21 protein-coding genes are annotated in these 24,669 nt (G+C 41.1%); 8 read left to right on the top strand and 13 right to left on the bottom strand.

Annotated elements, in window-relative coordinates; all coding sequences use genetic code 11:
* Window positions 1–16: 16 nt before the first annotated feature.
* The 3 genes from opp3C to WMZ97_RS01860 all read right to left on the bottom strand — a co-directional run bounded on the left by opp3C (window position 17) and on the right by WMZ97_RS01860 (window position 3,770).
* Window positions 17–1,021 carry an oligopeptide ABC transporter permease gene (opp3C, locus tag WMZ97_RS01870; protein WP_343270347.1) on the bottom strand — a complete coding sequence of 335 codons (1,005 nt, stop codon included), beginning with the start codon at window positions 1,019–1,021 and terminating at the stop codon, window positions 17–19.
* The gene (opp3b, locus tag WMZ97_RS01865; RefSeq protein WP_343270346.1) at window positions 1,018–1,950 is read right to left on the bottom strand and encodes an oligopeptide ABC transporter permease; all 933 of its coding nucleotides are present in this window, start codon (window positions 1,948–1,950) and stop codon (window positions 1,018–1,020) included. Before opp3b ends, opp3C begins: the two co-directional genes overlap by 4 nt.
* Window positions 1,951–2,075: 125 nt before the next feature.
* Entirely contained in the window at window positions 2,076–3,770 is a 1,695-nt protein-coding gene (locus tag WMZ97_RS01860; protein WP_343270345.1) for a peptide ABC transporter substrate-binding protein, read from the bottom strand.
* Between the two features lie 367 nt (window positions 3,771–4,137).
* Between WMZ97_RS01860 and WMZ97_RS21870 the strand changes: the two genes are divergently transcribed.
* Complete coding sequence (locus WMZ97_RS21870; RefSeq protein WP_405027643.1) at window positions 4,138–4,473, top strand: DUF3899 domain-containing protein; 336 nt, start codon at window positions 4,138–4,140, stop codon at window positions 4,471–4,473.
* Window positions 4,474–4,646: 173 nt separating this feature from the next.
* Window positions 4,647–4,892 (top strand): DUF1450 domain-containing protein, encoded by a 246-nt coding sequence (locus WMZ97_RS01855; RefSeq protein ID WP_343270344.1) that lies wholly within the window; start codon window positions 4,647–4,649, stop codon window positions 4,890–4,892.
* A gap of 14 nt (window positions 4,893–4,906) precedes the next feature.
* Here the strand turns inward: WMZ97_RS01855 and WMZ97_RS01850 are convergent, their stop codons facing one another.
* The 3 genes from WMZ97_RS01850 to WMZ97_RS01840 form a co-directional block, all read right to left on the bottom strand.
* Window positions 4,907–5,284 (bottom strand): RidA family protein, encoded by a 378-nt coding sequence (locus WMZ97_RS01850; RefSeq protein ID WP_343270343.1) that lies wholly within the window; start codon window positions 5,282–5,284, stop codon window positions 4,907–4,909.
* A 66-nt stretch (window positions 5,285–5,350) separates the two neighbouring features.
* Window positions 5,351–5,965 (bottom strand): lysozyme family protein, encoded by a 615-nt coding sequence (locus WMZ97_RS01845; RefSeq protein ID WP_343270342.1) that lies wholly within the window; start codon window positions 5,963–5,965, stop codon window positions 5,351–5,353.
* 144 nt (window positions 5,966–6,109) lie between these two features.
* A complete protein-coding gene (locus WMZ97_RS01840) occupies window positions 6,110–7,462 on the bottom strand; it encodes an MATE family efflux transporter (RefSeq protein ID WP_343270341.1) in 1,353 nt (450 codons plus the stop codon).
* A gap of 166 nt (window positions 7,463–7,628) precedes the next feature.
* Between WMZ97_RS01840 and WMZ97_RS01835 the strand changes: the two genes are divergently transcribed.
* The gene (locus tag WMZ97_RS01835) at window positions 7,629–9,248 is read left to right on the top strand and encodes a long-chain fatty acid--CoA ligase (protein ID WP_343270340.1); all 1,620 of its coding nucleotides are present in this window, start codon (window positions 7,629–7,631) and stop codon (window positions 9,246–9,248) included.
* A gap of 49 nt (window positions 9,249–9,297) precedes the next feature.
* Here the strand turns inward: WMZ97_RS01835 and WMZ97_RS01830 are convergent, their stop codons facing one another.
* Complete coding sequence (locus tag WMZ97_RS01830; protein ID WP_343270381.1) at window positions 9,298–10,341, bottom strand: NAD(P)H-dependent flavin oxidoreductase; 1,044 nt, start codon at window positions 10,339–10,341, stop codon at window positions 9,298–9,300.
* A gap of 338 nt (window positions 10,342–10,679) precedes the next feature.
* Here WMZ97_RS01830 and WMZ97_RS01825 point away from each other — a divergent pair, with 338 nt between their 5' ends.
* Window positions 10,680–11,963, top strand: a complete 1,284-nt coding sequence (locus WMZ97_RS01825) for a hypothetical protein (RefSeq protein ID WP_343270339.1) — start codon at window positions 10,680–10,682, stop codon at window positions 11,961–11,963.
* Between the two features lie 713 nt (window positions 11,964–12,676).
* Here WMZ97_RS01825 and WMZ97_RS01820 read toward each other — a convergent pair.
* From WMZ97_RS01820 to WMZ97_RS01800, 5 genes are all read right to left on the bottom strand, one after another.
* Window positions 12,677–12,829 (bottom strand): hypothetical protein, encoded by a 153-nt coding sequence (locus WMZ97_RS01820; RefSeq protein ID WP_343270338.1) that lies wholly within the window; start codon window positions 12,827–12,829, stop codon window positions 12,677–12,679.
* Between the two features lie 201 nt (window positions 12,830–13,030).
* Window positions 13,031–16,192 (bottom strand): DEAD/DEAH box helicase, encoded by a 3,162-nt coding sequence (locus tag WMZ97_RS01815; protein WP_343270337.1) that lies wholly within the window; start codon window positions 16,190–16,192, stop codon window positions 13,031–13,033.
* A 652-nt stretch (window positions 16,193–16,844) separates the two neighbouring features.
* A complete protein-coding gene (locus WMZ97_RS01810) occupies window positions 16,845–18,038 on the bottom strand; it encodes an MFS transporter (RefSeq protein ID WP_343270336.1) in 1,194 nt (397 codons plus the stop codon).
* 136 nt (window positions 18,039–18,174) lie between these two features.
* Window positions 18,175–18,891 (bottom strand): sulfite exporter TauE/SafE family protein, encoded by a 717-nt coding sequence (locus WMZ97_RS01805; RefSeq protein ID WP_343270335.1) that lies wholly within the window; start codon window positions 18,889–18,891, stop codon window positions 18,175–18,177.
* 102 nt (window positions 18,892–18,993) lie between these two features.
* Window positions 18,994–19,515 (bottom strand): DoxX family protein, encoded by a 522-nt coding sequence (locus WMZ97_RS01800; RefSeq protein WP_343270334.1) that lies wholly within the window; start codon window positions 19,513–19,515, stop codon window positions 18,994–18,996.
* Window positions 19,516–19,728: 213 nt separating this feature from the next.
* Here WMZ97_RS01800 and WMZ97_RS01795 point away from each other — a divergent pair, with 213 nt between their 5' ends.
* Window positions 19,729–19,887 carry a hypothetical protein gene (locus WMZ97_RS01795; RefSeq protein ID WP_343270333.1) on the top strand — a complete coding sequence of 53 codons (159 nt, stop codon included), beginning with the start codon at window positions 19,729–19,731 and terminating at the stop codon, window positions 19,885–19,887.
* Window positions 19,888–19,989: 102 nt separating this feature from the next.
* Here the strand turns inward: WMZ97_RS01795 and WMZ97_RS01790 are convergent, their stop codons facing one another.
* The gene (locus tag WMZ97_RS01790) at window positions 19,990–21,423 is read right to left on the bottom strand and encodes an amidase (RefSeq protein WP_343270332.1); all 1,434 of its coding nucleotides are present in this window, start codon (window positions 21,421–21,423) and stop codon (window positions 19,990–19,992) included.
* A gap of 381 nt (window positions 21,424–21,804) precedes the next feature.
* On the opposite strand from WMZ97_RS01790, the gene gdhA reads away from it, so the two are divergent.
* From gdhA to WMZ97_RS01775, 3 genes are all read left to right on the top strand, one after another.
* The gene (gene gdhA, locus WMZ97_RS01785; protein WP_343270331.1) at window positions 21,805–23,187 is read left to right on the top strand and encodes an NADP-specific glutamate dehydrogenase; all 1,383 of its coding nucleotides are present in this window, start codon (window positions 21,805–21,807) and stop codon (window positions 23,185–23,187) included.
* A 338-nt stretch (window positions 23,188–23,525) separates the two neighbouring features.
* Window positions 23,526–24,254: a hypothetical protein gene (locus tag WMZ97_RS01780; RefSeq protein WP_343270330.1), complete on the top strand. Its 729-nt coding sequence runs from the start codon at window positions 23,526–23,528 to the stop codon at window positions 24,252–24,254.
* Window positions 24,255–24,271: 17 nt separating this feature from the next.
* Window positions 24,272–24,667, top strand: a complete 396-nt coding sequence (locus tag WMZ97_RS01775; RefSeq protein ID WP_343270329.1) for a GntR family transcriptional regulator — start codon at window positions 24,272–24,274, stop codon at window positions 24,665–24,667.
* Window positions 24,668–24,669: the final 2 nt, after the last annotated feature.

Genomic DNA, 24,669 nt, shown 5'->3' with positions numbered 1-24,669 from the left:
TTCACCTCACTACTTATTAGTCTCGCATTTTAGGGTCAAATGCATCACGGAGTCCATCTCCAATTAAATTACAAGTTATTAGTATAATACAGATCACAATACACGGGATAATCATTAAATGAGGTAAAAATTGAAACGTCTCGTACCCATCTTCAATTAATGTACCCAATGATGCTCTTGGCGGTTGCAGTCCAATCCCGATAAAGCTAAGAAACGCTTCGAAAAAGATCGCACTCGGAATTGTAAACATCGTATTGATAATAATAACGCCAGATAAATTGGGTAATAAATGTTTGCCTAGCAAACGATTATTCTTTGCGCCAAGCGTTCGCGATGCAAGGATATACTCCTGATCCTTCAGCTTTAATACTTGTCCACGAACAACCCGGGCCATACCAATCCAGCCGGTAATAACCATGGCTATCGTAATGGACAAAATTCCAGGTTTTAAAATTAACAGCATCAAAATAACAACGATTAGGTTCGGTATACCAGAAAGTACCTCCAATATCCGTTGCATCACGTTATCCACTCGTCCGCCTTTAAAACCGGAAACCAGTCCGTAAACGACACCAATTGCCATATCGATCAAAGCCGCTAAAAGAGCAATATATAATGATACTCTTGTGCCCAGCCATGTTCTGGTAAATAAGTCACGTCCCAGACTATCTGTTCCAAACCAGTAATTCTCTTCCACATTTTGTTGTTCATACACATCGGTCTTTACGCCGCCAATCTCCTGCGTACCATCAAAACCAAGCCACTCTAAACCGGAAACCTTTGGCGGAAGATTCGCTTTCGTTACATCCTGGGCATATCCATCATATGGCGACAAATGTGGACCAATAATCGCCATGAGCACGATCAGAGCCAACACAACTATACTGACTAATGCACCTTTATTTTTCCGAATACGCAACCAGGCATCTTTGGTAAAAGAAAGCTGCGGCTTTGCAATTTTTTCACTGCTAACATTATCCTTAGGAGCGGGCGCAAATCTATCTTTTTGTATTTCTGTCATTTTTTATCCCCTCCAGCCAGGCGAATCCTTGGATCAATAATTCCGTATAATATATCAATGACTAAGATAATCACAGTCAACAAGAAAGCAAAGAGTATCGTTGTTCCCATGATAATCGGAAAATCATTGGTTTGAATCGACTTAACAAATTGTTCACCAATTCCCGGGACGGCGAAAATTTGTTCAACCACCATGGACCCTGTCATCAGGCTAACAGCCATAGGCCCCAGTACAGTTATCAGAGGAATTAGCGCGTTGCGGATGGCATGTTTGAAGGATACTTCCATTCTAGAATTCCCTTTTGCCTTTGCTAATGTAATATAGTCTGATCCTAACACTTCTATTAACTCTGTTCGCATAAAACGGGCTGCAGTCGCAACAGGAAATATTGCTAATGCAATGGTGGGCATGATCGATGAAGTAAATCCATCCCAGGCTGCAACCGGCAACCACCCCAGCTTAACCCCAATGTAGTACTGCATCACCGCGGCAAATACAAAGGATGGAATCGATTTACCCAATACAGCCAGAAATGTACTTCCATAGTCAATCCACGTATTCTGAAACATAGCAGCCAACATTCCTAGTAATAAACCAACTAAAGTTCCGACAACCATTGCTTGAAATCCCAGTTCCAATGATGGTCCTACGCGATTCATCAAAAGCTGGGTAACTGGTTGATTGTCAAACTGAAATGATACACCAAGATCACCTTTTACAATGTTGACCATATAATTGGCATATTGAACAGGAACAGGCTTGTCCAACCCGTATTTCTCATTTAAAATAATGCGTTGGTCTTCAGACAGCTTTTCTTCATTTTGAAATGGGGTACCAGGCAAAAACTTCATCAAAAAGAATGTTGCAGAGGCTATTATAAACAACGTAATAATCAAGAAGACTACCCGTTTCATAAGATACTTTGCCATCCTGTTTCCTCCTAAATGCGAATAAAAATATAAATTTTCTAATTAAAATCTCTTAAACAAGGGGAAAGAGAGTATTTGTGTAAAATACCCTCTTCTCCAAGTACTTGTTGCCTATCATGTTTTATTTACTTTTCAATTGTAACGTTTTTCAGCGAATAATCAGGACCAAATAGATGCTCTTCCAATCCTTTTACATATGGCTTGATAAGTGTCAAGCGTCCACGCTGATAGATAGGAGCAACAACGGTATCTTCTTGAACCAATAATTTCTCTGCTTCAAGCATTGTTTCCCAGCGTTTTTCAGGATCATTTGCATATTTAACTTTGGCATCATCAATTAATTGATCATATTTATCGCTGGAATAACCAGTATTGTTGTTTGTTCCATCGGTAACATACAAATCAAGGAATGTCATTGGGTCCAAATAGTCTGGTCCCCAGCCATGCATAACAATATCATAGTCCTGATCTGTTGTCTTCTTCAAACGGTTTTTAAATGGCACGTTTTGCAAGCTAAGTTTCAGACCATCAAGATTTGTTTCTAACTGATTTTTGAAGTACTCAGACGTTGTTTTAGCATTCTCTGTATCATCACTCAAGTAGTCAAGTTCAAGTGAATCAACACCTAATTCTTTCAAGCCTTTTTCCCAGTATTCTTTTGCTTTATCTACATCATAACCAATTAAGTCGCCACTTTGTTCGCGGAAATCTTCACCTGATTCAGGATCATTCGCTAAACCTCGTGGCACATAACCATCACTAGGAACGGAACCATTTGCCAGTACCTGATCCGTATACGCTTTTTTATCAAATGCCATTGCTAATGCTTTACGGATATTTTTGTTTGCTAATGGTGTATCTTCGCCATCACGTTTTTGGTTGAATTTCAGATACCAAGAGCTACCTTCTTCAAATGTGGAAGCATTTTCATCGTTTGCATATTGTTTCGCATACTCCGCACTCAATGCAGCTGTACGATCTGCTTTGTCTGTTTCAAATAAGTTAACTGCTGTACTTGGCTTTTTCGAAACCTGTACGTTTACTTGATCCAAGCTTACATTATCTTTATCGTAATACTCATCATTTTTCATATATTTCCAATCTAAACCAGAACCATCCCAATCAGTAAGTACAAACGGGCCATTTGCCAGCATGTTTTCACTGTTTGTTCCGAAGTCATCGCCTTTTTCCTCAACGAATTTTTCGTTTAATGGCAGGTACGTACCAAACGCCAGTAAGGAATTGAGGTAATCAACCGGCTGTTCAAGAGTTACCTTTAATGTATGCTCATCAACCGCTTCTGCCGCTAATTCATCTGGCTTTTTATCACCATTCATAATTTCAGTAGCGTTTTCAATAATTCCAGAGAACATGTATGCATATTCTGATCCAGTATCCGGATCTAATGCGCGTTGCCAAGCATAAACGAAATCATCTGCTGTTACAGGATCACCGTTAGACCATTTCGCATCATCACGCAATTTAAATGTATATTCCTTGCCATCTTCACTTACATCTGGTTCACCATCAGCAATTGCTGGAACCGGATTATCATCCTTATCTAAAATATAAAGACCTTCCATTGTCTGTCCAAATACGATAAAGCTGGCAGCATCTGTCGCTAACGCCGGATCACCAGTTGGGATCTCTGCTGTTTCAATCATATTAAAGACTTGTTCTTCTGAAGATGCGCTATTATCAGAATCCTTTTTGTCACCTTTATCATCTTTGTCGCTTGAGTCTGAACCGCTACAGGCAGATAGTGCCACAGCCACGGCAAGGACAAACGCAATAAAGAGATAATATTTTGACTTTTTCATTCCCCGACCACCCTTTTTTATTTTAATAGTTTTACAATCTTTATTATACAATATTATTTTAAAATGTAAATTGTTTTTTTAAATAATACATGCTATTTTCAACTTTTTTTAGATAATTTGCATTATCTATTTTAGTAAAAACCCTGTTGTTTTGCGGGTTGAGGAGAGGTGAGGTAACCCGAGTCTTTTTACCTAAATTACCAATTTACTAACTATAATAGAAACCATATATTTGTAGCAAACATGTCGGGAAAAGGATTAAATTACATATAAAATCACATGAACAAGTCGATTTCTTTATCGGGCATGCTATAATAAATAGGAAATAATGAGTGAAAAATGAACCTATTAAAGGACGTTGATCGACATGCTAAAAAGACTTTTACCCTGGCTTGTGATATCCCAGTTACTTATTCTGCTACTCTGTCTAACTGTTTATAAACAAATTAGTCTGCTTTCCTACACCAATGTTTCTTTCGTCATTGGCGCCCTGCTGATCCTCGTTTCTTTAGCGGGCTACGTGACAAAAGGCCGTTTTTTTGATATCGTCTTTTTCAGCTTCCAGCATTTTTTCAGCAGCATGGATGATAAAGACCGCCGACCGTTATCAGAACTCGTACCACAAAGCTACTTTTTCCCGTTTCTGACTGGTATCATAAGCCTATTACTTATGCTCTGCACATTGATGTTATACATCTTCTAATGCCATACGTCGGTGTTGACAGGTTGATCGTATGCCCAGAAATGCAATACTTTTCTTAACGACGATTACTTTTTCCCATACCAATGCTCATCCTACATGCATGAGCCTTGAAATGCCTAAGCAGATATGCTACAACTGGTAAAGGCTTATACTATAGAAAGAAAGTGATTATCGTGGGTATTGTCGTTATCGATGTTTGTGACGGAAATGCAATCACCACATTAGATATAGAAGGAATCATTGAGTCCGAATTTCCTGAGGTCTCGGTCATCATTAGTGAGTGTCTGCTGCACTGCGGACTTTGCCGTGTCCGTCCATATGCGCTTGTCAATGGGAAAAAAGTTTATGGGAAAACGCCGGAGGAATGTTTGGATAAGATAAGAGAAGCAATAAAAAGAGAGCTGGCCGTTTATTATTAACGGCCGGCTCTCTTTTATCCTTTATACACAACAACATCCATCTCCACCCGAACATCTTTCGGCAAACGACTAACCTCCACGCATGCTCGTGCCGGGTATGGCTGTTCTAAATAGCTGCCATAGATTTCATTCACCGTAGCAAAGTCATCCATAGATGCTAAATAGATGGTGAATTTAACGACTTGTGAAAAACCAGTTCCTGCTTCCGTTAAAATTGCCTGCAGGTTTTTCAGCACCTGCCCGGTTTGATGCTCAATCCCTTGTTCTACTTCCCCTGTTGCCGGGTTAATTGGAATTTGACCGGATACATAGACAAAATCTCCTGCCTCAATTGCTTGTGAATATGGCCCAATTGCCTCTGGTGCGTTTGCTGTATAAATTGCTTTTCCCATTCTATTGCCTCCCCAACTTTTTGATGTTTATTATTTCATCTTATCATTTCACAAGGATATTTTGTATCATTCTTCCAGCGATTCTTTATATTTCATCACATCACGAACATAATAAATATCCCCATAACAGGCATGATATTGTTTCGCCTCTTCCCGCAAACAGGTATAATTCGATTTATCCGATGCATCTTTGTACATTTTTTTCGAAAAGGCAATCGCCGCTTCCTGGGAATAAGAACCTTTTTCATCCTTCACATAATCTATGAATCCTCTGCCAAAATTATACGATTGGACAGCTAGTTCCACATCCCCTTCTGCAGCATCAATCGTTTTTGAAAAATAATAAACACCCTGTTTGATCGATAGCTCGGGATCATCAATGCAGCCAATTTTGCCACAATAGCTTTCGGAGGATTGCATCGGATCCTTTCCGCGGCCACCTGACTCTTGCATCATCATCGCCAATAATACATCGGTATAATCGATCACGCCATATTTTTCAGCATACTTATCCACAAGCGGTTCATATGCAACCACTTGTTCACTAATCAAGGAACGATCAATGTGAAAATTTGTATCATGGTGTTTGATAGAGGCAATCGAAATAGCTACAAAGATACTACATAACACAATAAAAATACCAAATGCCTGCTTGATGGCCCTTTTCTGCTTTCGTTTCATGTTCGTTCGCCTTTCCTATATTAATAGTTTCATGGAATATGAACACCTTATCCACAGGTATATTCTATATTTTGTATTTACTTTTAGCAAACCCTACAAAATAAGCTTTTATGCACAAGTTTATCCACAGCTGGGGATAAATGTCTAACTCTTCGCTCTTTTTTTGAACAACTCTTTGTTCCGCCATTTCCCATGACGGTAATATAAATAGGCAAAAACACTGCTGATGATAAAGCTTGAGCCCATACCGATAGCAATGCCGAGTTCGCCAAACAGGCTTGCAAAAAGCGCGGATAAAGGATAGCGCAGAATCCAAAATGAAATAATGTTTAGCACAAGCACTTGATACATCGCACCTGAAGCACGCACAATCCCATTAAGAATAAAATTTATCCCCAAAAATGGATAGCACAAAGCAACGATTTGCAAATAGGTTGTGCCAAAGCGGACCGCTTCCTCATCCTGAATAAATAACTGCATGCCAAATGAAGCTAAAAAGAAAACTGCTATTCCAATCGCCAGCATTACCGAAAAGTTATACAGGACGCCAAATTTAGCAATATTACGTACCCTTGGCCAATTCTTCACGCCAATATTTTGGCCAGCCATACTATTTACCGACGTTCCCAATGCATGCGCCGGAAGCATAAGCAAGCTATCCAATCGTTGTGCTGCACTAAACCCTGCTACGACATCTTCTCCAAACCTGGTCACAACACTCATGATGGCTGCTGACCCTGCCGAGATAACGGCCATTTGCAAGCCAGAAGGAATTCCCAGATTTAAAATCAACCCGACCTCCTGCCTGTTTGGCATTGTTGGCAGACGAAACGGTGCCAGCTTGCGATACAGCACGTAGCTAAGACCATAGACAAACGCTAATCCTTGTGAGGCCACTGTTGCAAATGCGGCACCTTCTACTCCCCAGTGAAACACCGCGATAAAGATCGGATCCAGAAAAATATTCAATATCACGGCAAGCAATACAAAGCGTAATGGCGTCTTGCTGTCTCCCAGCGATCGCAGTACCGTACTTATGAAATTGTAGCCAAATAAAAATAAAATACCAAGGAAATTAATCCGTAAATATGCTGCTGCATCGGTCAACATACCCTCCGGCGTCCCCAATAGATTTAATAACGGATTTGCAAGCAGAAAGCCCACTATGCCCAGAATAACCGCCATGCATAGAAGCACAACCACAAAGGCATTTAAATATCGCTTCAGCCCCTCTATACTATCACGGCCTTTTTGCTGTGAAAGAATGGTTAATGCCGCGTTATTTAATCCAATCACAAACGATAACACCGTGAATATAATCGTACTGGAAACCGCCACAGATCCCAGCGCACGCGCTCCAAGCAAATTCCCGACCCATAAGCTATCCGCAAATTGGTAAGAGGTCTGCAATAGATTCGCCAGCATAATCGGACCGGAAAATGCAATAAGCTGTTTCAATATATTTCCCCGGGTGAAGTCATGCTGCTGTTTATTCATAACCTACTCCCTTTCTATCCATGCCTTATTTTATCATGTATAACGATAGATTTCCCTTCATACATTTAATCGAAAAGCAGCAGTACGTTATTTTAAAAAGAATATTAAAAATAGTTACAATTATATGGTACAATATAATCAAATGAGGATAAGGGAGATGGTTGATATGATGCAAACCCCGTTATTAGTAGGTCCTATGCTTGAACATGCTGAAAAGTTTTTCGCAAAGAAACAGGTCATTTCGCAAACCCATGATAAAATCCATACACTGACATATGCCGATATTGGTAAACGAACCCGTCAACTAATGAGTGTATTGGACGAACTAGGTATTCAAAAAGGGGACCGCGTCGGCACCTTAGCTTGGAACCATCACCGACACTTGGAAATTTACTTTGCAGCACCGGGGACGGGAGCCGTATTGCACACCATCAACATTCGCCTTTCACCGGAACATATTGTCCATATCATTAATCACGCCGAAGATAAAATTCTCTTTATCGACGAAGACATCCTGCCACTCGTGGAAAAAATTCAAAACCATTTAAAGACTGTAGAAGCATTCGTTGTAATGACAGACAAATCAGATCTTCCAGAATCAGCACTTCAGCCCCTATACTCCTATGAAGAGATACTTCATACAGGGGATCCCACCCGTGAATTTGCACGTGATATCGATGAAAATGACCCGGCAGGAATGTGTTATACATCAGCAACTACCGGTACACCCAAAGGCGTTATGTATTCACACCGTGGTCTTGTATTACACAGTCTCGCCTTAGGACTGGCTGACACCCAAGGAGTATCTGAATCAGACATATTTATGGCGGTTGTTCCACAGTTCCATGCTAATGCTTGGGGGGCGCCATTCGCCTGCACCTGGTTTGGTACGACCCAGGTCTTCCCAGGGCCACAATTTACACCAAAACGGCTTGCTGAGTTCATTGAACGCTACCGTGTAACCGTTACCGCTGGCGTTCCAACTATTTGGCTTGGATTAATGAAAGAATTAGAAAATGGCAATTATGACACATCCAGTCTGCGCGCCATATTATGCGGGGGATCAGCTGCCCCCGCTGGGTTGATTGATGCATTTGAAACAAAACATAAAATCCCATTCTATCACGCATACGGCGCAACTGAAACGACACCGTTAGCTACATTTTCCCGTCTGAAAAGCTATCAGGATAATTTGACACGAGAAGAGAAATTAAATGAGCGCTCCCGACAAGGCATTCTGGTTCCAGGGTTAGAAATGAAAGTCATGGGTGATCATGGCGAAGTTGCTTGGAACGATACGGAAATGGGCGAATTATACCTGCGTGGTCCATGGATTGCCAGTGAGTATTATAAAGATGAAAGGAGTGAAGGCGCTTTTGTAGATGGCTGGTTCCATACCGGCGATGTTGTTACAGTTGATCAAGAGGGCACGATCAAAATTGTGGACCGGACAAAGGATTTGATCAAGAGCGGTGGTGAATGGATCTCCTCGCTCGATCTGGAAAATGCACTCATGGCACACGATGCAGTCTTTGAAGCAAGTGTTGTTGCGATACCAGATGAACAATGGCAAGAGCGTCCAGTTGCATGTGTGGTATTACATGAAGGCTATACAGAAACAATCGGAAAGGATGAATTAATTGAATTTTTACGGCCGCAATTTGCCAAGTGGTGGTTACCGGATGACGTGCTGTTTTTTGACGAAATTCCTAAAACATCGGTAGGAAAGTTTCTTAAACAACGGTTACGTGAACAGGTAAAAGAGCGGTATCATTTACAAGAATAACTATTCTCAGTGCCAGGTACCGCAATAAGCGGCTGCCTGGCGCTACCCATTATTCTACTTCTTTCACGAGCGAGTCAATAATTGCCTCTGCTGTTTCTTCCTTTTTTATTCCCCCAACGCCCTGCCCGGCCCAGAGGGATTGGTAATCTGGCATCGCGTATTCTTTAGCCGCACCACGGATATCTTTTGTCAGTTCATTTTGCACAGGAAATGGCAACATCGGTACGGAACTATTTTCCACTTCTTGTATAAACCGATTATAAATAGCACGTGCCGGCCGACCGGAAAACGCCTTCGTAATGGCCGTATCCTCGGGTGTAGCTTTTATTAGCGCCTGACGATATGCCTGATTGGTCCCAGCTTCGGTTGCCATTAAAAACCTTGTTCCTAATTGCACACCAGCGGCACCCATTTCTAACAGCCCATCCATTTGTTTCTTCGTATGTATGCCACCCGCTGCAATAATTGGTACCGGAAATGCAGACACCATTTGCTGCACGAGGACCACCAGCCCAATATTGCAGCCATTCGGGAACATTTTCACATCGAACGTGCTACGGTGCCCCCCTGCTTCATAGCCTTGAGCAACAACGACATCATATCCGGCATCGACAAGCTGGGCTGCTTCGTCGACATTAGTAGCCATCCCGATCAATGTAACGTCATGATCCTTTAATTTTTCAATCAATACGGAAGACAGCACTCCAAATGCCGTACTAACGATTGGAATGTTTTCTTCCAAAATTACAGAAACCTTTTCGTGCAGGTAATCGTTCACCTTCACTGCCTGATTTCCATTATCCAAGCGCAGTTCATCCCTAAACCGATTTAATACTGCTTGCATCTCAGCTATTTCCGTTGAAAATGACTCCAGATTGGCTGCAAATAAATTTACCGCAAATGGCTTATCGGTTAATTGTTTGACCTGGTGTATAGCATTTTTCAACGCCGTTGCACTCATGTATCCTGCTCCGATGGTTCCAAGCGCTCCAGCATTGGCAACTGCTGCTACCAGCTTTGGAGTCGTAATTCCTCCAGCCATCCCAGCCTGAATAACTGGATATTGTATGGATAATTTGTCTGCTATACTCACCAACTATCATCCCCCCCTTGTGCATAATTATTAATCTGAGCATATCACAAAGTGAAGAAATCTTTAAGTATATGACAATATAGTAAACATTCTATGAAATCTCTTCTTTTCCTTCCTTTCCTTCTTGACAATATTAAGAAAATTCAATACCATAATAGTTAATTATTAAAGCCAGCCTGTTTTTACATTGTCCATTCAACAGGCGCAGGAGTTACTGTTGGATGCGCAAGTTAATTGTAAAAATTTTTAAATGACTTGGCTATTTTTCTTGCTTTAATTAACTAAAGATTTACATTAGTAAAGTGAACAACCAATAATATGACAAGGAGACCTTTTCTATGAAAGTAAAAATCGCTGTTTTTGGCAGGAAAGAATTAGTAGATCGAGCACTTGTTTATACAGAAGACCAAGAAGATATTGAAATCATGCCTTTCCCGTATACCGATGTCAACGAAATCTATGCATTAATTGAAAAGGCTGTGATGTGTGATATCTATTTATTCGCCGGTCCACTTGCCTACCTATATGCCAAAGATAAAATTAATAAAAAGCGGCTTCCAGTAGTCCAAATTGCCTTTGATGAATATATGGTTCTAACCTCCTTTTATCGATTGCGAAATATGCATAATCAACAGCTGGATCGGGTCTCGATTGACGTACCGGATAAACAGGTTGTGACCGAGGTCAGCTCCGAATTAGCCATGCATGATCATCACATCTTTACCTATAGTTACGGTGAGCAAGCCATGCTGGATATAGACAGGATCGCAGCGCATCACGAGCAACTCATACATGATAGAAAAGTTGATTATGTCCTGACATCCATAGAGGAAGTGGAACAACGATTAAAGATGCGCAATATCACGGTATACTGCATGAAGGTGCCAAAAATTAACATCGAACATGCCCTCCAGCGGGCACGAGTAACTGCGACATTAAACCAATCAAAAAGTGCTCAAATTGTCGCTGGGTTTATCGAAATGAAGGAACATGAAGAGACAGACATCAGCGAAAAGAATGCGGAATCACGTAAACAAACGTTGCATCAACTATTACTGGAGTTTGGAAAACAAACGTGTTCCTCTGTATTCATAAATGGAAACCGATTTGCGGTCATCGGAACGCGTGAAATTTTAAATTACCTAACCAATCATTATCGGGATTTTCCACTATTGCAAGCTATCAAGAAACAAGTGAATATAGACGTTGCTATTGGGTTTGGTCTTGGTTTAACGGTTCAGCAAGCTGAAGCTAATGCGTTATTAGCACTCGATACATGCAAAGACTCGGCAGCCAGTACTTGCTATCTTGTCAATGATCGCAAGGAAACGATTGGACCGTTGGGCGTGGAAAAGCATATTGACACATCCCAGCTATACCGTGCATTGATTCATAAGGCTAAATTAAACAATGAGCTGTCTTATAATTTTATTGATTTTATTAAACTGCGTAACAACGAGCCATTTTCCGCCAATGATATTGCCAACTACTATCGGGTAACAAAGCGGAGTGCAGAGCGCACCATTTATAAATTGCTGTCCGGTGAAGTGATCAAAGTGGTTGGCGAAGAAAAACCGTATCATAAGGGTCGTCCAAGAAAGTTATTTAAAATAACTATTTAAAAATGCTGGGACAAAAGTATTTAGTCATAGAAAATCCGAACGAATGATTCGTTTGGATTTTTTCTTTTTTCATGTCCGTTAAGCAAGATTTTGGCAATGAAGTATCCTAATGTAGATAAAACTTTTAAGATCGGCACGAGAAAACATTACTGCGCAGCGCAGAATCTTTGAAGTGAAACTTCATTAAGTGAGATTTCCGACGAACTCAGACGTTCTAGTGTAGGCCCGAACAGAATCGGACCTTTGTCATGCAGTTGTTCCCACTTATCTTTTTTGGTTTCACCTCAAAGTCTTGAAGTGGAAGTCTTACTGCCCGTTAAGAGTGGGATAAAGGCACTTTGTCTGGAGTTAAACATTGTTTTGGTCCTCATAACAATGATGAAGTCACGAAGGCAGGAAAAATTCCTTCGTTCGTGGCCTCATTGCTTTGATGAAGTCGCCTTGCCTGAAAATTTAGCTTCATTCCAGGTCTCACCATGGGCGGTATTTTCTCCGTTATATGAATGGCGACAACAAAACTCATTATCGAAAATCAACAGGCTCTTACGCAGCATTTTCTACAACTGCTTTTAGTAAAATTCGTCTGAACTTTTCCCATCCTGTAATGGTGTCTTTCGTACTGAAAGTTTCGTTATCTTACAATTGGTAAACTGATTAGGGTCAGATAATCATATACGCTGAATCTTCCTATTGCCACATATACATACCCACCGCTAACTTTGATTATTATTGAACAGATAATCCATGATTTGGTCAAAAAATGAAACGTCATCCGTTATCACAAATACCGGCAACAATACAATTGTAATAACCACTGCTGCATTTGCTACAAAAAACTTACAAACTCCACGAATTACTCTCTTCAATTTGACCATCCCCTTGTTAATATATGGTTAATTTTAGATTTGCCATTACCTTAACCGCAACCATATTTTACTCATTAGTCTGAATATAATCTATATTATACACTTATATTTATCCATTTAAAACCACTTTCTTACATTTTATGTTTAAAACTAACCTTGGAACCGATGCCCAGCATGTAAACATCAAAAAACTGCCAAGCATTATAAGCTTAGCAGTTCCTTTATGTCATCTTCCGTCAAGCTGGAAAGCATTTTTTCACCAGGCTGAATCACTTGGTCAATGAGTTCTCGTTTTTTCTGTTGCAACTCATAAATCTTCTCCTCAATTGTTCCTTCGGTAATCAGGCGAATAACCTGCACCACATTCTTCTGTCCGAATCGATGTGCTCGACCTGTAGCCTGGTCCTCTACAGCCGGATTCCACCATAAATCATAGAGAATGACCGTATCCGCTCCTGTCAGATTCAATCCGGTACCGCCTGCTTTTAGTGAAATAAGAAAGACACTTTTCTCCCCATCATTAAAACGCTCGCTCATTTTCACGCGCTCGTGTGACTTGGTTGCGCCGTGTAAATAAAAATAGTCAATTCCTGCTTCTTCAAGCTTCTTAATGATAATTTCATGCATACTGGTGAATTGTGAGAAAATCAGCATGCGTTTCCCATTTTCAACGGCATTATGAACAGTTTCCATTAGTTGTTCCAGCTTACCAGATGCCCCTTCATAATTCTCAATAAACAAGGAAGGATGACAGCAAATCTGGCGCAACCGGGTTAACCCAGCCAGTATCTTCATTCGATTTTTTTGAAAATCGTTGTCTTTCATCGATTGGGCCGCTTCCTGCTGTAATTGCCGTAAATAGCCAAGATACAATTCCTTTTGCGACTTGGTCAACTCGGAAACATGGACCGTTTCGATTTTGTCTGGGAGTTCCTTTAACACATCCTGCTTAACGCGACGCAGAATAAATGGTTTGGTCAATATGGCAATTTTCTCATGTGATAACTGTCTAAATTCACGCTGATTTGGCATGAGCCCTGGTAAAATCACCTGAAAAATCGCCCATAATTCATCAATTGAATTTTCGATCGGTGTGCCACTTAATGCAAACCGCTTACCTGCCTTTACTTCGCGAATTGCTTTCGATGTTTTGGTTGCATAGTTTTTAATATATTGCGCTTCATCCAGGATTAACGTTTGAAATGTCCGCTCCCGATATAGATCAATGTCCTGTCTCAGCATTGCATACGATGTGATCCACACATCCATATCCCCCATCGTTTCAATCAGCTGATGCCGTTCTGCTGGTGTCCCAGTCATGATCACTGTCTGTAAATCAGGAGCAAACTTATGACATTCATTTTTCCAATTGTATAGAACCGACGACGGGGCGACAATCAAATGCGGTCGTTCCCGGGGTTCGGAAACAATATATGCTATACTTTGTAATGTCTTTCCAAGTCCCATATCGTCGGCTAAAATACCGCCTAAATGATAAGCGCTTAATGACTTGAACCACTGAAATCCTGTCTTTTGGTAATCTCGTAAATTGGCATGCAGCTCATCCGGCAATGGGAAGATCTGCTCTTCAGGTGATGTCAGTTGATTTAACAAGCGTCGAAACGATGGATCATAGTCCTTTTTGGTATGAATCAATTCATCGATTTGAGCACCGCGATAAACTGGCAATTCCACATTGCCATCTTGGATATCCTCCTTATTCAGGTGTAAATCGTCAAACAGATCCTGAACTGAGGTGAACTCCTCTCCTTCCAAGGATAGCAATGCACCACTTTGCAGGCGATAATACCGTTTCTTCTCCATTACCGCATGGAGCACCTGATTCACTTCATCGTCATTTATCCCATCAATGGTAAAGCTTACTTCTAACAAGTTAGCGGAGGATTCCAAACGGACACTTGTTGATGGGGAGGGTTGATTCTCCACAATGAACTGACGAACCTCTGCGGTCAAAAATAGCTCTGCATATTGCTCAAACAATGGCAGGACATGGTATAAAAACTCATATAATGTTTCTTCATCTGCTTCGATATATAGCTCTTTTCCATTGTAATGAAAATTGGCATGTTCAATTAACCGCATGATCTGCTGCTCCGCTGCGATATCGCGGATAATAATGACATCATCCTGTTCACGGCCATTAAACGGATCAATTATATGATCGCCATAATGGTATTCCAGCTTACCGACCACCCATTCATCCTGTACGTCCAGATAGAGTTTGGCCTGCAATGGCACCTGAATTATCTCTGATGCAACATTTTCGGCTATTTGTACATCACCAACCTTTTTTAGCGTTGGCAGGACTTCTGAGACGAATACATCTGCTTTTCGTTTCGTGACAGGCAATTCCTGGTTTTGCATGCCAACTTTGTTCAATTGTTCGATAACCGGTAACTGATCTTTTCCCGGGAAATAAAATATTCCGTTTGAAAACAACAGATGATAATCTTCCAGATACACCACGGAGTCCATCTCATCCATCGATAGCACCATTTCCCCCCGGTCATTTTTAGAAATTGAAAAGGAAAATGGCAGTTTATCCTTAATGATATCCACATGCTCGTAGCTTTTGGTTCGGCTTTCTACAATTAGCTGACGATCATTCAGTTTATCAAGCAACGGCTCAACTAGTAATGGCGGGATAAGCACCGAGCGCTCCGAACGGTCCTGAAAATGATAAAAGGATCGATCCGAGTAAATTTGTTCATTGCGTAACATCGCATTTAGCATCTCAAGTATTTCATAGTCCTGTGTTAAAAAGTAGTGGCTGTCCGGATGATAGCTGAATGTTTTGGTAAAATAATGTTCGTTCCCATTTAACACATGCTGCAAAAATTCGCTTGCATTTTTAACAACATACGGGCGTTTCACTCCGGTCTTAAGTTCAAGTAACAGTAGGTGATCATAGGTCCATTTCAGATAATACTCCACTTGCATCGGCATCCGCTTGCCAATCATTTCTGGCGTATCTGGCTGTTGCATGGACGTAATCGAATCAATCAAATGGTTTGTCATCTGATAATAATTAGCCGTTTGATCCGGCAAACGTGATGATGGATTTTTCGATATGGCAATAAGCGTTGCAACAATATGTTTGCATGTATTATAGGTATCAAAAGCAGGACAGTCACAATACGTACTAATGGATCCGTTGGCAAAATGTTGCATATTTATCTCTACAAAGTACACTTCTGACCCAATTACTTTAGCCGTCCAAATTTGATTGTTTCTATCAAAGATTGGATCACTGACACGGTTCTGTTTATAATATTCCATACCTCGGCGATAGACGGGTGCTGGAAATAGTTTTTGCAAATTGATGTTTTGAATGCTAGCCAAAGCCTATTAACCTACCTTCTGCTATCTCTCTTTTTTATATTGTAAACGAGTTTCGCCTGTTTTTAAACCGTGAACACTTTTTAATAGGATGGGAAATTAATTGTGATTCTATACGTTTAGGGGATTCTTCAGAATCACCCCCATTTTTTTCAAAAACGTGAAGCTACTCAAGGGGAATAACAAAGTACATTGGTTGAGGAGCCGTGGGATATCCTACTATTATGTTCTTCTCTCCTGTTTCGGAATTACCCTCTCGATCTTGCTAAAACTATAAAGTGAAATTTCATTCGTGGAGGTTTCCCTTTCTCCCCCACTAAGACAGGAGAACAGAATCGGGCCTTTGTCATGCTGTTGACCCCCAATTATCTTTTTTAATTGCCCCTCAAAATTTTGAAGTGGGGGTCTTACTGCCCGTTAAGGCGGAAAAAAAGCTCGCCAAACAGAAAAATACTCTGTTTACCGAGTACTAATGCGTTATATGTTACGAGGCGCCACTTTTGTTCCGAGCTCATCCTTTTTCGTTCCTACATTCAATAGCCCAATTTTAGAGTTATTATGAATACATTCTATATAAAAATATAGTTCTCCCGCTTATCAAGAGGTTAAAACCCGGAAAACAGAAAAATACTGCTCCCCGGGCCATTCCCCGCCATCATCCACGCAACTGTTTCTTCGCCCGAACCAACAAAAACACATACAACACCATCGAGAGCACAACCGATCCTGCTCCTGTTGCATAGATGGCACTGTAACCGAACATAAATGCCAGTTGGCCGAATATCATTGCGCCAAGTCCGACACCTAAGTCAAAAAACGAGAAAAACGTAGCATTTGCCATTCCTTTGCGATTGTTTGATGCTTTATCAACCGCCCACGCCTGCAGTGCCGGCTGGACACTCCCAAAGCCAAGACCATAAAATCCTGCTGCAATTAGCATTGTCGTTAAATTTGGCAGCCAGGATAATAAAACCATCGCAATAACAATCATCACCGTTCCTGGCAGAAAGACATATTCATGGCCCTTCTTATCATAAATCTTGCCAGCGAATGTTCTCGAGATCATCAAAAACAAGGCATAGACAAGAAAGTAAAACTCGATTCCTTCGATGTGTTTCTGGGCAGCATATAACGGCAAAAATGAGGCGATCCCGCCAAAGGTAACCGTAATAAAAAACAATAGCACGGATGGCTGTAATGCCGTTTTTTCAAAAATATCAAACTTGACCGTTGTCGTTTTATTTGGTAATTGCTCTACCTTCTTGTAGCGTATTTTGCTTGATAATAAAAAAGCGACCAAACCGATAAAAGCACAAATGAGAAACAAGTGGGTAAATGAAATAATCCCAGCAAGTGTTAAGCCCAATGACGGACCAAACGCAAGCGCCAGGTTTCCAGATAAACCGAAATAGCCCATCCCTTCGCCGCGACGTTTTGGCGGGATAAGGTCGGTGGCGATCGTACCCCCGGCTGTAGTGGAGAATCCCCAACCAACCCCTTGCACCATCCGCATGATAAATAATAGGACAATACTTGCAATAAACGCGTAGGAACCAACAGACAAGACAAAGATAGCAAGACCGACCATATAAACAAATTGTCTGCCCTTCGATTCCAAGGCATGGCCAGCATAGGGCCTTAGTAACAATGCGGAGAATGTAAAAATACCAGTAATAATCCCGATTAATTGATCACTGCCCCCGAGTTCCCTAACAAATAATGGAATGGTTGGCAACGTCATTTGAAAACCTAAAAAAATAAAAAAATTAGCCAGACAAACAAGGACAAAGTCACGCGTCCAAATTTTATCTGGAATACCAGCTGCTTGTATATTTAATTGTGAACTCATACATGCCGTCCTTTCTTCGTTACTCGAAATATATTATACAGGAGCTGGCCTCTAAATGGAATGGATAATGCTTAAAATTTCGAACTTATCCATCACCATGTTAAACGACAATAAAATAAGATGCATTTTTTCATCCTTACAGTTGCTGCCAGAGCATATATACGCCCGTAAATAATAATAAAACATACGTCAAATAGCGAAACACACGCTGATTCATATGCTTAAACAGGAGCTGCCCTGCCACTAATCCAATGAATACAAGCGGTAATGCCAGTGCACTTGTTTGCCAAACTTCCAATGACGTACCAGCGAACATAACTTGAACGATTAAACTGACCAAATAAATAAACAAATAAAAAGCTAACGTAGTCCCGCGCAATGTTTCCTTCGTCGTATTTGTTCCAGAAAAATAAAGCAAAATCGGCGGACCTGGCATCCCAATACTGGTGGTGAAAGCTCCTGACAATGCTCCAATGAAAAAATCCCGACGACCAGTCTGGCGGATTCGAAAATTCAAGATTAATAGCACCGTTAACACGAGAATCAGCAGACTGACACCAACTTTCAAGCCCGTCATATCAATCCATAAAAAGATAGAAATACCGATGGGCAATCCTGCAATACTGCCGATCATGAACCGTTTAAAAATACCAAAATCAATATCTCGTCTAATCTTCCAAATTAATGCACAGGAAATGACGAGTGACAAAATTAAGTTAAGCTGAATGGCCTCGCGTGGCATAAAAAGCATCAGCAAAAACGGGGTTGCCATAATGGAAAACCCAAATCCTGTACTTGTTTGCAGAATCGATGCAGCTAAAATAATTACTGCAAATAAACCTACCGTAACCAAAAAAACACCTGCTTATTTTTAAGATAGTAACCTAAGTTTACCATTTTCAACACAAAAAGAAACTGACTTAGGAATATTCCCAAGTCAGTCTTTATTATCATTTTAAACAGATACAGGATGTTTCGGCTTCTCTTCTTTTCTTCCCCGGTTGACAGTATGATTTTTCAAGAAGCCAAGAACCCATCTGTCCAACCCATATCTTCCGGCATTATATCCTGCAACCAGGATGAACATAGTGGCCAAAATCATTATTCCATTGGTGCTTACAGTTCCACTAAAGAGAAAGGCAAAGTTCATGGTGATCGCCATTAATGCTGCAAAGTTTGTGAACAAGCCGAGTATTAATGCAATCCCCACCAACAGCTCTCCCCACATAACTAAATGACTGAACAGCCCGGCATTTGGTAATGCAAAATGTTCTAAAAACGTTGCCCACCATCCCTGGACAGCCGGGTTTTCACCACCGGCATTCGCGATGGCGCCTTTTATAAACCCGCTAGCATCAAATCCTCCTCCAGTTATTTTTCCCAAACCCGATGTGATCCACTGATATCCAATATAAACTCGTAAAAATGCCAAAACTCCTGCCACTACCTTATTGTTACGAATAAATTCTACAAACATGCTGTCATCTCCTTTGTTTTATTTACTTGATCAGTAATTCACAATATATAATAGATATTTATCTTTATTACGTATCTATCATAACATGTAAAAAGCAAATAACCGTTAATATGTTCAACCTTTCACAAATTGGACGTAAAGTTATGTCTGAATTGTGATAGAAGAAGAGGCCGCTGAAAAAGTACCTTTCATAATCGTTTGGAAGAAAACGGCTTGAAACGTGCGAGAGCAGGCCCGAATCGTGCAAGAACGGACCCAAATCGTGCGGCAGCGGGCTCGAATCGTGCGAGAACAGACCTGAATCGTGCGGCAGCAGACTCGAATCGTGCGAGAACGGGCCTGAATCGTGCGGCAGTAGGCATCAATCGTTGAAGAGCAAGTATGAAATGTGTGAGGTGCATAGGTTTCCAAACGAGTCTATTTCACTTTTTCAGCAGCCTCTTTCCTTCAGCATCTTTTCCATTTAACAACTCATTACTTTTGTCTCACAAACGACAAATCGGGACTTTGAAATCCGCCAGTAATCATTTCATATCCTTGACTCGCCCGTAACACGAGTCCATCCGCAAACCGGTTGCCAGCGATCTGCATACCCACAGGTAATCCATCCTTCGCGATTCCTGCAGGTATGGAAGCTGCTGGAAGTCCGGTCATATTATAGATATGGGTCATCATCCAATCCGAGTCTGCTTCGATTGGTTTACCTTGTATGGTTTCCGGCCCTAATAGCTGGTAATTAAATGCAGGGATCGCCAGCGTAGGGGACATCAGTAAATCGTAATCCTTCAAGTAATGCTGGAGCACATGCCAAACCGTTGCGCGCTTGGACTGATAATTAAGATAATCACTTGTTGTTACCGAAAAGCCCCGTTCGATCATGGTCCGGTATGAAGGGGTGATCAGTTCTGGTGTTTGTTCAAGTACGTCCTTGCCACCGGCTGCTGCGGCTGCATACCACATATTTTTGAAGAAGCCAAGAAACGTATGCAAAGTCATGCCGAATTCCATGGAAACTTCCTCCACGTCACAACCCAACGCACGCCAGACGGCCACCTGCTGTTCCATGATCGCACGTACTTCGGGATCTACTGTATACATGCCAAAATCAGCCGTATACGCGATTTTTATCCCCTCTAATGAACCCTCCATTTGCTCCATCAACGGCTGATCAAAGCGAGGTAATGAAAATGGGTCAGTAGCTGATAGGCCTTGGGTTACATCCACAAACAATGCAGCATCTTTTACCGACCGGGATAAGGCACCATGGTTCACAAACGGGTTATTCGACCCAAACACATTTTGCAGGTCGTTATCCATTGGTATTCTCCCATAAGTTGGTTTGAATCCATATACACCACAAAAACTGGCAGGAATTCGAATCGACCCGCCCCCATCACTGCCTTCAGCAAGTGGTACCATATCAGCGGCAACCGCTGCTGCTGATCCACCACTCGAACCACCAGCTGTCTTTGTTGTATTCCATGGATTTTTTGTTGCGCCAAACAGGGTATTGTCCGTTGTACCTTTATGGCCAAAATCCGGGGTATTTGTCTTCCCAAGGATAATTGCACCAGCAGCTTTTAACCGGTTAACGATTGTAGCATCACGGTCTGGGATATGATTGGCAAATAATTTAGTACCGAAAGTGGTTTTAATTCCTTTTGTGGGGGTTAAATCCTTGATCGCAACCGGCACCCCATGAAGTGGACCGAACTTTTTTCCTTGTTGCACTGCCGCTTCCTTTTCAACTGCCTCCTTTCGAGCATCAGGATTTAATGTAATCATGGCGTTCACCACCGGATTATACATGTCTATTTGTTGAAAATAGTAATCCATCACCTCAACGGGCGAGAGGCTTTTTTCTCTAATTTGTTTAGCAAGCGCAAATGCTGTCATACCTTTTTGCATCCCGGCACCTCCACGTTCGTTTTCTTTTCTTTTATCCTAGCATGGGAACGACAAATTCGCTATTCACAGCCGTCCAATATGTTAAGTACGTAAATCAGCATGTGCACCCACTTATTTACTAAATTGCGCAATAATTTTATCTAATCACTTGCATTCCTTATAAAAATACTGTAAACTGTTTATTTATAAAAATAATATTTCATTTCACGAAGACTCTTTCGCGGTATACCTTGAGCACGTACCCATTCACGCCACCATTATTAATCGTTTCACTCTACTTAATTCTTTAAAATTTGAATGTTCAGCTTTGAACGTGGTCCGTCATTTCAAAACGGTACCATTATTTTTACATTTTTTGTGTAACATGAAAGGGGAAAATATATGCTAACTACTCAAAATATTACAGATGATACGTTAAAACGTGCAAAAGACTATGTCGACAGCGTATTTAAAACCGTCCAAACAAGAAATCCAGGTGAAATGGAATTCCACCAAGCCGCGAAACACATATTTTCATCATTGGTACCGGTCTTCGCCAAGCATCCAAAGTACATGAAAAATGGCATATTGGAGCGTATTTCTGAACCGGAAAGATTAATTACTTTTCGTGTTCCATGGGTAGATGATAATGGGAATGTTCAGGTAAACAGAGGTTTTCGTGTCCAATTTAATTCAAGCATTGGGCCATATAAAGGCGGTACACGCTTTCATCCAACCGTCAATACAAGTATTATCAAATTTCTTGGTTTTGAACAAATTTTTAAAAATGCATTAACTGGACAGCCGATTGGTGGGGGTAAAGGTGGCGCTGACTTCAATCCAAAAGGAAAGTCCGACAATGAAATCATGCGTTTTTGTCAAAGCTACATGACGGAACTTGTCAATCATATTGGTCCAAATGTGGATATCCCCGCTGGAGATATCGGTGTCGGAGCACGAGAAATCGGCTTTATGTTTGGTCAATACAAGCGCTCGCGCCGTGCATATGAACCAGGCGTTTTAACCGGCAAAGATGTACGGTTTGGCGGCAGTCTGGTTCGGCCGGAAGCAACCGGATATGGATTAATCTATTTTGCGAATAATATGATGCACGATCTGGGATTAACCTTTGAGGGCAGTAATGTCGTTGTCTCAGGGGCGGGTAATGTTGCTATTTATGCGATGGAAAAAGCGATGGAACTCGGTGCCAAGGTTGTCGCATGCAGTGATTCAACCGGCTATATTTATGATGAACAAGGGATTAATCTGGAAACAATTAAACGTCTGAAATTTAGCGGGAATGGTCGCGTATCCGCTTATCTCGACGAACACCCACATGCTGTTTTCCATGATAACTGTGCAGAAATCTGGAATGTACCATGTGATATCGCTCTGCCGTGTGCAACACAAAATGAAATTGATGCCGATATTGCAAAAACACTCATTAAAAATGGTGTGAAAGTGGTTGCTGAAGGATCTAATATGCCATCTAATCAAGAAGCAATCGATCTGTTTAATGAAAGCCATATACTATTTGGCCCTGCAAAGGCCGCTAACGCTGGTGGCGTAGCTGTGTCGGCCTTAGAGATGGCACAAAACAGCATGAAGCTCTCCTGGCCTTTCGAAAAGGTAGACAAAAAGCTGCAAGAAATCATGTTCAACATCTATCGCAACAGTATAAACGCAGCAGAAGAATACGGCTATCCCGGCAATTTGGATGTCGGTGCAAATATTTGCGGATTTATCAAAGTCGGCGATGCCATGATCCGTGAAGGTGTTGTTTAAGCATCGTGATGGTTAAGGAGTGGTCGGTTGAGACGCTTTCGTGATGAACGAAATGAGCGAAGACGGCGAGAAATTGGCAAATCAAACAATTGGTTTCATGTTCTCGATTTTTTCATTGACCTCGTTCTGTTTTTCCCTCGAGTAATTTACTGGCTAATACGCCTATGCTCAAGAGCAGTAAGATATCTAATTGATTCCATTTAGAAAGAAGTGCAAATTCTATGTTGCACTTCTTTTTTATTGCCCTTTGAGAAATTCTCTGTTGACTTTTTTGAAACTCAAACATATACTGTGTATAAACATATATACAGTATAACACTAAATGAGGAGGATTTTTTATGAAGGATTGGAAACAGGCCTTTGGATTGGCAACATTCGAGCTAAAGGCCTCTAAAGGGAGCTTTTTAGTCTTGTTCTTATTTTTCCTTTTGATGTTAATATTTTTTTCGACAGTCCTAAATTACGATGTGGATAAAAAAACCGGTCTATTTGATATTTTTGTTTTCTATATCTTTTCATCCTTCATTATGGTGACAGTGAAGTCGAAAGGGTTTCAACTAAGCCAAATGAATAAAAATATCGTGGCTTCTCCAACATTTGTCATGTTACACCAATTGGCAATTAAAAAAGAAACGATTATCAAAAGCAGATTCATTATCCATTTTGTCTATTCCTTTCCATTTCAGTTAGCTTTTTTAATTTGTCTTTATCCGATAACACCAGGTATTCAGCATGCGTTATCCCCTAGTTCCTATATTAGTTTAGCTGTGATTTGGCTGTCATTTGGGTTTTACGCCGGCTACTGTTTCCCGGCGAGTGAGGCCGGTATGAAAAAAGGAAACGTAAAGTCCATGGTGCTGAGCTTTGTATGGATCATGGGCGGCATATTGATCATTGTTGATCTTATTCCACGTTTCACAGAATACAGCATTTTTTATTGGACCGTTATCCTTGCCCAAAAGTGGCCACTCGTCTCAAGCTTAATATCGATCATTTTGGCGGTTTTAGGAATTATCTATTATTTACGTTATGCTCGCAAATCAATGGCTAAATTTGATTATTTGTAGGAGAGGAGGGTGTATTTGTGGAACTGCCAATCCATCTTTCCAAGGACACAAGAGAACCGATTTATCACCAAATTGAGAATCAACTAAAGGCGTTAATTGCTGGGGGACATTTGACCGCGGGTACACCATTGCCTTCCATTCGATCCCTTTCCAAGAATTTGGAAGTCAGTATCATCACAACAAGAAGGGCTTATCAGAACCTCGAACAGCAGGGGTTTATCCGTACTACCCAAGGAAAAGGTACGTTCGTAGCGGATGTGGCGGATGACAAAAAACACCAGGTGAAAATATCCTCGGTCTACCAGACGATCGAACATGCCGTTGAATCTGCCCTGCAATATGACTATTCGCTAGAACAAATTAAAGAAATATTTCACGAAATTCTTGATAGTCACCGTGAGAAAGGAGAATAAAC

The organism is Lentibacillus songyuanensis (genome assembly GCF_039548255.1).
GTDB classification, from domain to species: domain Bacteria; phylum Bacillota; class Bacilli; order Bacillales; family Amphibacillaceae; genus Lentibacillus_C; species Lentibacillus_C songyuanensis.
The sequence above is the reverse complement of the archived record's forward strand: the minus strand, read 5'-3'. Positions and strand labels throughout refer to the sequence as shown.

Bases quoted from the DNA above. Each gene is read 5' to 3' on its own strand.
- opp3C (WP_343270347.1), bottom strand. From the start codon at position 1,021: ATGACAGAAATACAAAAAGATAGATTTGCGCCCGCTCCTAAGGATAAT.
- opp3b (WP_343270346.1), bottom strand. From the start codon at position 1,950: ATGGCAAAGTATCTTATGAAACGGGTAGTCTTCTTGATTATTACGTTG.
- WMZ97_RS01860 (WP_343270345.1), bottom strand. From the start codon at position 3,770: ATGAAAAAGTCAAAATATTATCTCTTTATTGCGTTTGTCCTTGCCGTG.
- WMZ97_RS21870 (WP_405027643.1), top strand. From the start codon at position 4,138: ATGCTAAAAAGACTTTTACCCTGGCTTGTGATATCCCAGTTACTTATT.
- WMZ97_RS01850 (WP_343270343.1), bottom strand. From the start codon at position 5,284: ATGGGAAAAGCAATTTATACAGCAAACGCACCAGAGGCAATTGGGCCA.
- WMZ97_RS01845 (WP_343270342.1), bottom strand. From the start codon at position 5,965: ATGAAACGAAAGCAGAAAAGGGCCATCAAGCAGGCATTTGGTATTTTT.
- WMZ97_RS01840 (WP_343270341.1), bottom strand. From the start codon at position 7,462: ATGAATAAACAGCAGCATGACTTCACCCGGGGAAATATATTGAAACAG.
- WMZ97_RS01835 (WP_343270340.1), top strand. From the start codon at position 7,629: ATGATGCAAACCCCGTTATTAGTAGGTCCTATGCTTGAACATGCTGAA.
- WMZ97_RS01825 (WP_343270339.1), top strand. From the start codon at position 10,680: ATGAAAGTAAAAATCGCTGTTTTTGGCAGGAAAGAATTAGTAGATCGA.
- WMZ97_RS01810 (WP_343270336.1), bottom strand. From the start codon at position 18,038: ATGAGTTCACAATTAAATATACAAGCAGCTGGTATTCCAGATAAAATT.
- WMZ97_RS01800 (WP_343270334.1), bottom strand. From the start codon at position 19,515: ATGTTTGTAGAATTTATTCGTAACAATAAGGTAGTGGCAGGAGTTTTG.
- WMZ97_RS01790 (WP_343270332.1), bottom strand. From the start codon at position 21,423: ATGCAAAAAGGTATGACAGCATTTGCGCTTGCTAAACAAATTAGAGAA.
- gdhA (WP_343270331.1), top strand. From the start codon at position 21,805: ATGCTAACTACTCAAAATATTACAGATGATACGTTAAAACGTGCAAAA.
- WMZ97_RS01780 (WP_343270330.1), top strand. From the start codon at position 23,526: ATGAAGGATTGGAAACAGGCCTTTGGATTGGCAACATTCGAGCTAAAG.